This window comes from Nakamurella sp., assembly GCF_048594475.1.
Classification (GTDB): Bacteria; Actinomycetota; Actinomycetes; order Mycobacteriales; family Nakamurellaceae; genus Nakamurella.
Genome location: NZ_JBMDXT010000504.1, coordinates 1 through 6,510, shown reverse-complemented (window position 1 = coordinate 6,510; position 6,510 = coordinate 1). Strand labels below are relative to the sequence as shown.

The window sequence follows — 6,510 nt, the reverse complement described above, 5'->3', positions numbered from 1 at the left end:
CCGGTTCCGGGCCGGCCACCGGATCCGGCTGGTCCTGACCTCCGACGACCAACCGGACGACCGCCCCGCGATCATGAACTTCCGCCACACACCGGTCGGCACGAGTGCCGTCAACGAGATCTTCGCCGACTCCCGGCTACTGCTGCCGGTCCTGCCCGGCGCGAGCCCCGGGTGATCGACGGCCCAGGTGCGCCCGGACCGCCCGGACGAGCCACACCGCTTCGCGACTCACCGGTCGACCCGCACCGCTCGCGGCGTGGGGTGACCGACCGTCCCGCGGGCCGACCGACCGGTGCCCGTCGCGATTTACGCTGAGCGGCCGGGCCGGCCGACGGCGCGGATCGACGATGGAGGATCACGTGGCGCAGGAGTTCACCGGCAAGGTCGCCCTGGTCACCGGGGCAGGCTCGGGGATCGGGCGCGCGATCGCCCTCGGCCTGGCCGCCGGGGGCGCGGCGGTGGTCGTCGCCGATCTGCACCCGGACACCGCCGGGGCCGTGGTCGACACGATCACCGGGACCGGTGGGCGCGCGATCGCCGTCACCGGCGATGTCTCCCGGCCGGCGGACGTGGCCGCGGCGGTGGACGCCGCCGTCGGCACCTACGGCGCGCTGCACCTGGCGGTGAACAACGCCGGCATCACCGGCCCCACCGGCGCGCCCGCCGACATCGACATCGATGCCTACCACCGGGTGATCGCCGTCAACCTCGACTCGGTCTTCTACGGCCTGAAGTACCAGGTTCCGGCGATGCTGGCCGCGGGCGGCGGCGCGATCGTCAACACCAGCTCGGTGCTCGGGCTGGTCGGCACCCCCGCCGCGCTGCCGTACGTGACCGCCAAGCACGGCGTCGTCGGCATGACCAGGGCCGCGGCCGCCGCCTACGCGCGGCACGGCATCCGGGTCAACTCGATCCACCCCGGGTACATCGACACTCCGCTGCTGGCCGAGATGCCCCGCCGCCACTACGACGCCCTGACCACCCTGCACCCGATCGGTCGGCTCGGCACCGCCGAGGAGGTCGCCGAGCTCGCCGTGTTCCTGCTGTCCGACCGGGCGTCGTACATCACCGGCTCGCAGCACGTCGTCGACGGCGGGTACACCGCCGTCTGACCCAGTCCGCCGCCGGCGGCTGGGGCCGACGTCGGTCAGCTGGACCGCGACGACCGCCGCGGCCGCCGCGGCCGCCGACCCGTCCTCCTGAGGCCGGCACCAAGCCGAGCCGGTGGACGCCCACACCGACGAGGTGTCGCTCGGCGCGATCTGCTCCCTCCGGCGTCGACCGGTGACGACCGGCGGGTCGGGTCAGCCGGCCGGCCGGCCCGGGCCGGGGTGCCCGGGCAGCAGCGGGCGCCCCAGCGACCGGCTGCGGCCCCGGAACTCGGCGATCAGCTCGCCGTCCGACCGGGTGATCGTCACGTCGTACAGGCCGGACCGGCCGAACCGGGCGCGCTCGACGGCACTCGCCCGCACCACGTCGCCCTCCCGCGCGGGCCGCACGAACACGATGTCGAACCCGGCGGCCACGGTGACCTCGTTGCCGGTGTTGCAGGCGAAGGCGAAGGCGGTGTCGGCCAGCGTGGCCAGATAGCCGCCGTGGCAGTAACCCTGGCCGTTGAGCAGGTCGGCGCCGATCAGCAGGGTGAGCGTGGCCCGGCCCGGGGCCACGACCGGCCGGCTCATGCCCAACCGTCGGCTGGCCCGGTCCCGTTCCCACATCGCGTCGGCGCACCGCTGCGCGAGCTCCTGGGCGGCCGTGTCGGCATCCGGGTCGCGGGCCGGGTCCGGGGTCCGGGGGTCGCCCGGCCGGGGCGGCGTCATCGAGGCCCTCGCCGGCACGGGATCACAAGGGCCGCAGACCGTTCAGCGCGATCGCGACGGTCGCGTCCACGATCGCCTGCGGCGATCCGGTGCGGGTGCCCGGCCGGTACCACTCGTGCACCGAGTTGACCATGCCGAACAGCAACCGGCTGACCAGCCGCGGGTCGACGTCGTCCCGGATCTCCCGCGCCCGGGCCGCCTGCTCGACCAGTCCGGCCAGCCGGGCGTCGATCTGCCGGCGGCGGGCCAGGGTGTCCCGCTCGACCACCGTGTTGCCCCGAACCCGCAGCAGGATCGTGACGAAAGGCAGCTGATCGATCAGGATCTCGGTGGTCCGCCGGATCGCCTGCTCGAGCCGGTCGACCGCCCGCCCGGGCCGCGCGGTGGCCTCGTCCAAGGCCGCGGCCAGCGCGTTGAGCGCCCGATCGACGGCCATCCCGAGGATCTCCTCCTTGCTGGTGAAGTGATGGTAGAAGGCCGATTTCGTCAATCCCGTGGCCGCCGCGAGGTCGGTCATGCTGGCCGCCTCGTACCCGCGTTCGTTGAACACCGCGACGATCAGGCCCAGCAGCTCCTCGCGGCTGTACCGGGCCGGCCGCCCCCGGGTCCCCCGCGGGCCGGCCGCCGCCGCGGGTCGGGCGGGGACGGTGGCCATGACCGGAGTATGCCCCATCCGGCCGGTCCCGCCCGGGCCGGTCGCCGGTCGTCCGGACCCGGCCCGCGCCGTCGCCGGTCACCCCCTGGGCCGGTCGTCGACGATGCGACGCATCTTGCCCACCGATCGTTCGATCCCGCCCGGGTCGACCACCTCCACCGCGACGCTCACCCCGATCCGGTTCTTGATCAGCGCGACCAGCCCGGCGCCCTCCTCGCGCGCGGCACCCGGGTCGGCGCCGGACCGGTGCTCGACCCGCACCGTCAGCCGGTCCATCCGGTCGGGGCGGGTCAGCACGCACTGGAAGTGCGGCGACAGGGCGCGCGTGCGCAGGATGAGTTCCTCGATCTGGGTCGGGAACAGGTTCACCCCGCGCAGGATGATCATGTCGTCGCTGCGGCCGGTGATCTTCTCGATCCGCCGCATCGGCCGGGCGGTCCCGGGCAGCAGCCGGGTCAGGTCCCGCGTCCGGTACCGGACGACCGGCATCGCCTCCTTGGTCAGGGAGGTGAAGACCAGCTCGCCGTACTCCCCGTCCGCCAGCACCTGCTCGGTGACCGGATCGATGATCTCGGGGTAGAAATGGTCCTCCCACAGGTGCAGCGCACCCTTGCTCTCGATGCACTCCACACCGACGCCGGGGCCGATCACCTCGGACAGGCCGTAGATGTCGATGGCGTGGATGTCCAGGCGCTGTTCGATCTCTCGCCGCATCTCGTTGGTCCACGGTTCGGCCCCGAAGATGCCCAGTTCGAGCGAGGTCCCGGCCGGATCGAGGCCCTGCCGCTCGATCTCGTCGACGATGGCCAGCATGTACGACGGGGTGACCATGATCAGGTCCGGCGCGAAGTCGTTGATCAGCGCCACCTGCCGCTCGGTCATCCCGCCGGACACGGGAATGACGGTACAGCCGAGCTTCTCGGCCCCGTAGTGGGCGCCGAGGCCACCGGTGAACAGGCCGTAGCCGTAGGCGATGTGCGCCCGGTCGCCGGGCCGTCCGCCGGCCGCGCGGATCGAGCGGGCCATCACGCCGGACCACATGGCGATGTCGTTCGCGGTGTACCCGACGACGGTCGGCCGGCCGGTCGTCCCGGACGACGCGTGGATCCGGGCGATGCGCTCCCGGGGTACGGCGAACATGCCGAACGGGTAGCCGGCCCGCAGGTCGTCCTTGCCGGTCGTCGGGAAGCGGGCCAGGTCGGACAGCTCGCGGCAGTCGTCCGGATGGACGCCGGCGGCGTCGAACGCCCGACGGTGGTGCGGCACGTGGGCGTAGGCGTATCGCAGCGCGGCGCGCAGGCGGGTGAGCTGCACGGCGCGCAGCTCGTCGACCGAGGCCCGCTCGATCGGTTCCAACAACTGCGGGTCGGGAATTCGGTCGTCCATCGGTCGGACCCCCTGGTCGGTGGCGGTGAGGGGACCGGTCACCCGGCCGGCCAGGTCGCCGCGACGCAGGTGAGCACGTCGTAGGTGGCGACGGTCCGGCCGTCCTGGTTGGTGATCACGGCGTCCCAGGTGACGTCGCCCCAGCCGGAGTCGACGCGCGGCGAGATGGCCTTGGCGGTCAGCGTGACGGTCAGCGCGTCCCCGGGGTAGACCGGCTGGCTGAAGGCGAGGTTCTGCAGGCCGACGTTGGCCAGCACGGGCCCCGGCTCGGGTGCGACGAACAGGCCGGCCGCCATCGAGACGACGAAATAGCCGTGGGCCACGCGACCGTCGAAGAACGGGTTGGCGGCGGCGGCCTCGTCGTCCATGTGCGCGTAGAAGGTGTCACCGCTGAGGTCGGCGAAGGCCTCGATGTCGTCCAGGGTGACGACCCGGGGGCCGCCGACCACCGTGTCCCCGATCCGCAGCTCGGCCAGGCTCTTGCGGAACGGGTGCGTCCCGCCGGTGGACCGGGGCGCGCCGGGGATCCAGGTCCCGGTGACGGCCGAGACCGCCCGCGGCGAGCCCTGGACGGCGGTGCGCTGCAGGTAGGGCCGCAGGCCGCGGATGCCGCCCAGCTCCTCGCCGTCGCCGGCCCGGCCGGGACCGCCGTGCACCAGCGTCGGCAGCGGGGATCCGTGACCGGTCGACTCGGCCGCAGCCTCCGCGTCGAGCACCAGCATCCGGCCGTGCCACGGCGCGAGGCCGAGCACCAGGTCGCGCACCACCGCCGGGTCGGCCGAGACGACCGACCCCACCAGGCTGCCCCGGCCGCGTGCGGCGAGCCGGACCGCGTGGGCGGTGTCCCGGTACCCCATGACGGTGCCGACCGGTCCGAACACCTCGATGTCGTGCGGCTCGTCCCGGTCGGGATCGTCGGCCCGCAGCAGGATCGGCGGCAGGAAGGCACCTCGCTCCGGGTCCGCGTCGATGAGGTCGAACCGGTCGGGATCACCGACGACGATCCGCGCCGCGGCCTGCAGGGCGTCCAGGTTCTTGCGGACCTCGTCGCGCTGGCCCAGACCCACCAGCGCGCCCATGGTCACCGTTGGATCGCCGGGATTGCCGAGGCGCACCGTCTCCGCGATCCGTGCCCGCACGGCTTCGACGACATCGCCGACCTGCGGTTCGGGCACCAGCGCGCGGCGGATGGCGGTGCACTTCTGCCCGGCCTTGGCGGTCAGCTCGGTGACGAGTTGCCGCACGTACAGGTCGAACTCGGCACTGCCGGGGGTGGCGTCGGGACCCAGTACGGAGACGTTGAGGGAGTCGGCCTCGGCGCCGAACCGCACGCCCCCGGTCCGGACCCGGGGATGGCTGCGCAGCGCCGCCGCGGTCGCCGCCGAACCGGTGAACGCCACGGTGTCCTGCTCGTCGAGCAGGTCGAGCAGCCGGCGGGACCCGCCGGTCACCAGTTGCAGGCTGCCCTCGGGCAGCAGGCCGGACGCGATGATCTCGGCGACCACGGCCCCGGTCAGGTACGCCGTCTGGGACGCGGGCTTGGCCACGGTCGGGACCCCGGCCAGGAACGCCGGGGCCAGCTTCTCCAGCATGCCCCAGACCGGGAAGTTGAACGCGTTGATCTGCAGGGCGATCCCGCGGCGCGGGGTGTAGACGTGCTGGCCGACGAAGTGGCCTGCCCGGCCCAGTCTCTCGGTCGTGCCGTCGAGCAACACGGTGCTGTTGGGCAGCTCCCGGCGACCCCGGCTGCCGTAGGTGAACAGCACGCCGATCCCACCGTCGACGTCCACCAGGGAGTCGCGCCGGGTTGCCCCGGTCCACGTGGACAGCGCGTAGAAACCGTCCCGCCGGCCGTTCAGGTGCTGGGCGAGCCGTTTGAGGGCCAGCGCCCGCTCGTGGAACGTCATCGCCCGCAGGGCGGGTCCACCGACCGTCCGCGCGTGGTCGATTGCCGGGCCGAGATCGATTGCGCTGGTGCCGATCTCGGCCACGGGCTGCGCGGTGGTGGCGTCCAGCAGGGACACCCGGTCACCGGACGGGTCCAGCCAGCGGCCGGCGACGTAGTTCGCGACGGTGATCGTCACGGTGGACCTCCTTGGCGTGGTGGGCGGCAGCGTCGGCCCCGGCTCAGGGCGGCTGCTCGAAGACCTGGTACGGCTGGTGCTCGTAGGTGCGGTGGCCCACGCGGACGAACCCGCATTGCTCGGCGGTCCGCTGCCCGGCGACGTTCCACTCCGGGACGGCCGTCCGGACCCGGCGGTCCAGGGTCACCGAACGGGCGTAGGCGACGGCGGCCCGGCCGAGGTCGGCACCCCAGCCGCGGCCGGCCAGCTGCGGGCGGATGCCGATGGCCACGTCGAGCACCCAGTCGTCCTCCGGTTGCCCGGGCACCCGGGCGGCCGCGCCCAGACAGCACAGGCCCAGCAGCTCGTCGCGGGCGTCGACCACGGCCCAGTAGCCCTCGTCGGGCTCGGGCGCCTGGAGGGCGTCCTGGATGTGCCAGGCGCCCGGGCTGCTCCATGCGGCGACGGTCAGCCCGTCCTCGATGGTCAGCTGCCGGACCCGCAACGGCCGGACCGGTTCCGCGACCACCCGGGCCGGGCCGACCGCCGGGACGACCGGGCCGACCGGGCTCACCGGGGCGGCGGC

6 protein-coding genes are annotated in these 6,510 nt (G+C 73.8%); 1 reads left to right on the top strand and 5 read right to left on the bottom strand.

Going from position 1 to position 6,510, the window contains the following annotated elements:
• Window positions 1-347: 347 nt before the first annotated feature.
• Window positions 348-1,112: an SDR family NAD(P)-dependent oxidoreductase gene (locus ACOJUF_RS22860; RefSeq protein ID WP_420124114.1), complete on the top strand. Its 765-nt coding sequence runs from the start codon at window positions 348-350 to the stop codon at window positions 1,110-1,112.
• Window positions 1,113-1,304: 192 nt separating this feature from the next.
• Here ACOJUF_RS22860 and paaI read toward each other — a convergent pair whose 3' ends face one another.
• The 5 genes from paaI to ACOJUF_RS22835 form a co-directional block, all read right to left on the bottom strand.
• On the bottom strand, window positions 1,305-1,820 hold the full coding sequence (gene paaI, locus ACOJUF_RS22855; protein ID WP_420124113.1) for a hydroxyphenylacetyl-CoA thioesterase PaaI: 516 nt from the start codon (window positions 1,818-1,820) through the stop codon (window positions 1,305-1,307).
• Between the two features lie 22 nt (window positions 1,821-1,842).
• Window positions 1,843-2,475 carry a TetR/AcrR family transcriptional regulator gene (locus ACOJUF_RS22850; protein ID WP_420124112.1) on the bottom strand — a complete coding sequence of 211 codons (633 nt, stop codon included), beginning with the start codon at window positions 2,473-2,475 and terminating at the stop codon, window positions 1,843-1,845.
• A 78-nt stretch (window positions 2,476-2,553) separates the two neighbouring features.
• Complete coding sequence (gene paaK, locus ACOJUF_RS22845) at window positions 2,554-3,861, bottom strand: phenylacetate--CoA ligase PaaK (protein ID WP_420124111.1); 1,308 nt, start codon at window positions 3,859-3,861, stop codon at window positions 2,554-2,556.
• Window positions 3,862-3,899: 38 nt separating this feature from the next.
• Complete coding sequence (gene paaZ / locus ACOJUF_RS22840) at window positions 3,900-5,945, bottom strand: phenylacetic acid degradation bifunctional protein PaaZ (RefSeq protein ID WP_420124110.1); 2,046 nt, start codon at window positions 5,943-5,945, stop codon at window positions 3,900-3,902.
• A 43-nt stretch (window positions 5,946-5,988) separates the two neighbouring features.
• The coding region (locus ACOJUF_RS22835; protein WP_420124109.1) for a GNAT family N-acetyltransferase at window positions 5,989-6,510 on the bottom strand (522 nt) is incomplete at its 5' end.

Bases quoted from the DNA above. Each gene is read 5' to 3' on its own strand.
- ACOJUF_RS22860 (WP_420124114.1), top strand. From the start codon at position 348: ATGGAGGATCACGTGGCGCAGGAGTTCACCGGCAAGGTCGCCCTGGTC.
- paaI (WP_420124113.1), bottom strand. From the start codon at position 1,820: ATGACGCCGCCCCGGCCGGGCGACCCCCGGACCCCGGACCCGGCCCGC.
- ACOJUF_RS22850 (WP_420124112.1), bottom strand. From the start codon at position 2,475: ATGGCCACCGTCCCCGCCCGACCCGCGGCGGCGGCCGGCCCGCGGGGG.
- paaK (WP_420124111.1), bottom strand. From the start codon at position 3,861: ATGGACGACCGAATTCCCGACCCGCAGTTGTTGGAACCGATCGAGCGG.